Raw genomic sequence first — 2,529 nt, 5'->3', positions numbered from 1 at the left:
GCCTGCTGTTCGCCTACCTGAACCAGGCCGCCGCGATGTTCGAGTCCAAGTACGCGTCGCGGGAGGACATCGGCGCCGCGGTGGGTGAGCTGCGGGTGTTGCGGGCGCCTTGCGCGGCGCCGCCACCGTGGCTGCGGACGCGGTCGAGGAACGCTCAAGGACTCGGCTCGCGGTGAACGCTCGTACTCGCCGGGGGCCCGGCGTGCTGCTCACCCGCGCGCCGGCCCCCGTCTGTCGAAGGACTCGAAGGGGAAGGGCCGGAGCGTGGACCTGCGGTACTGGCTGCCGAGGGCGGCCGAGGTGGCCGAGCGGTGGGGCGAGCGGTTCGGGCCGCTGCGGCCGCACCCCTCGCACCTGGTGGACGAGGCGGACTTCGCCGCCGCGTTCGAGCGCTTCGCCAAGCGCCTGGAGCACAACTACCCGTTCTTCCACCCGCGTTACGCCGGGCAGATGGTCAAGCCCCCGCACCCGGCGGCGGTGGTGGGCTACCTGACGGCGATGCGCTTCAACCCCAACAACCACGCCTACGAGGGCGGGCCGGCCACCAACGACATGGAACGCGAGTGCGTCGCGCAGCTCGCCGCCATGTTCGCGCTGCCCGCGCACGTGGGCCACCTGACCAGCAGCGGCACCATCGCCAACCTGGAGGCGCTGTACGTGGCGCGCCAGAGCCACCCCGGCCTCGGCGTCGCCCACAGCGCCCAGGCCCACTACACCCACAGCCGGATGTGCCACGTCCTGGGCGTCGAGAGCCACGCGGTGGCGGCCGACGCCGAGGGCCGGATGGACGTCGGCGCGCTGGAGGAACTGCTGCGCACCGGGCGGGTGGGCACGGTGGTGGTCACCTGCGGCACCACCGGGCCCGGCGCCGTCGACCCGGTGCACGAGATCCTCCCGCTGGCCCGCCGCTACGGGGCGCGGGTGCACGTGGACGCCGCCTACGGCGGGTTCTTCGCGCTGCTGGCCGCCGACGACGCGCTCGCGGCCTCGCTCGGGGTGGACACCGCGCCGTGGCGGGCCGTCGCCGGCTGCGACTCGGTGACCGTCGACCCGCACAAGCACGGCCTGCAGCCCTACGGCTGCGGGGCGGTGCTGTTCGCCGACCCCGGCATCGGGCGGCACTTCGCCCACGACTCCCCGTACACCTACTTCACCGACGCCGAACTGCACCTGGGCGAGATCAGCCTGGAGTGCTCGCGCGCCGGGGCCTCGGCCGCCGCGCTGTGGCTGACCCTGCAGCTGCTGCCGCTCACCCCCGAGGGCCTGGGCGCGGGGCTGGCCGCGAGCCGGCGCGCCGCCCTGGCCTGGGCCGAACTGATCGACGCCAGCGAGGAGTTGACGCTGCACCAGCGGCCGCAGCTGGACATCCTCACCTACTTCCCCACCGTCCCCGGGACGCCGGCGCCCGCGCTGTCGGCGATCGACGCCGCCAGCGAGCACGTCCTGCGCCGGGGCATGGCCGACGAGCGGGACCCCGTCTACCTGAGCGTGCTGCGCGTGGACGCCGCCGACTTCACCCGCCGCCACCCCGGCGTGCGCGCGGACGCGGGCGGGGCCCGGGTGCTGCGCAGCGTGCTGATCAAGCCGGAGGCGGAGGAGTGGGTGGAGCCGCTGCACGCGCGGGTCACCGCCCTGGCCGCCGCGGCCGCCGCGGCCGGTGCGGCCATCCGACCGTCACCCGACGCGGCCGGTACGGGCGGTGCGGCCGCCGCATCCCGTGCGGCCGAGGTGACCGCCGCACCCGGTACCACCGATACGACCGATGTGACCGTTGACCCGCCTTCCCCTTCGTCCGCCCCCTCGTTCGAGGAGAGTGCCCGTTGACCACCACCACCGCCCTGCCCGCCGCCGCGGGCACCGCCCTGCGGCCCGCCGTACGGCCCGTCGTGCGCCCGGCCCGCCCGGGCGAGGAGGACGCCCTCGCCCACGTGCTCGCCGCCGCCTTCGCCGACGACGCGCTGATGCTCTGGGCCTTCCCCGACCCCGGCCACCGCGCCCGCGTGATGCCCGCCTTCTTCCGCGTCCACGTCGAACAGTGCCTGGCCCACCGGGGCGCCCTGGTCGCCCACCGGGCCACCACCGGTGACGACACCGCGCAGGACGGCGAGCCGCTGGGGGCGCTGCTGTTCCTGCCGCCCGGCCACTGGGACGACCCCGGCCCGAAGGACGGCGCCGCCGCCCTGGCCCTCGCCGAGGCGATCGACGCCGCCGGCCACGACGGGCCCGCCCGCCGCCTGGCCGCCATCGCCCGCCTGCAGACCCTGCGCCACCCGCGCCACCGCTCCCACCACTACCTCGCCTTCGTCGGCGTGCACCCCGACGCCCGCCGCACCCGCACCGGCCGGGCCCTGCTGCACGCCTTCCTCGCCGAGGTCGACGCCACCGGCCAGGCCGCCTACGCCGAGACCAGCTCCCCCGGCGGGGCCCACCTGCTCGCCGGCGGCGGCTTCACCCGCTTCGGCGAGGCCATCGCCCTGCCCGGCGGCGGCCCCCGCCTGGCCCCGGTGTGGCGGGGGCCCCGATGACCGC

General features: G+C 76.6%; 2 protein-coding genes. Both read left to right on the top strand.

The window, feature by feature from the left end; genetic code table 11:
- The first annotated feature begins 264 nt into the window (after nucleotides 1-264).
- On the top strand, nucleotides 265-1,824 hold the full coding sequence (locus ACIQOV_RS36965; RefSeq protein ID WP_401055176.1) for a pyridoxal phosphate-dependent decarboxylase family protein: 1,560 nt from the start codon (nucleotides 265-267) through the stop codon (nucleotides 1,822-1,824).
- Nucleotides 1,821-2,525 (top strand): hypothetical protein, encoded by a 705-nt coding sequence (locus ACIQOV_RS36960; protein WP_401055175.1) that lies wholly within the window; start codon nucleotides 1,821-1,823, stop codon nucleotides 2,523-2,525. Before ACIQOV_RS36965 ends, ACIQOV_RS36960 begins: the two co-directional genes overlap by 4 nt.
- The last annotated feature ends 4 nt before the right edge of the window (nucleotides 2,526-2,529 follow it).

The organism is Kitasatospora sp. NPDC091257 (assembly GCF_044757675.1).
GTDB lineage: Bacteria > Actinomycetota > Actinomycetes > Streptomycetales > Streptomycetaceae > Kitasatospora > Kitasatospora lactacystinica.
This window is presented reverse-complemented; position numbering and strand designations above follow the sequence as displayed.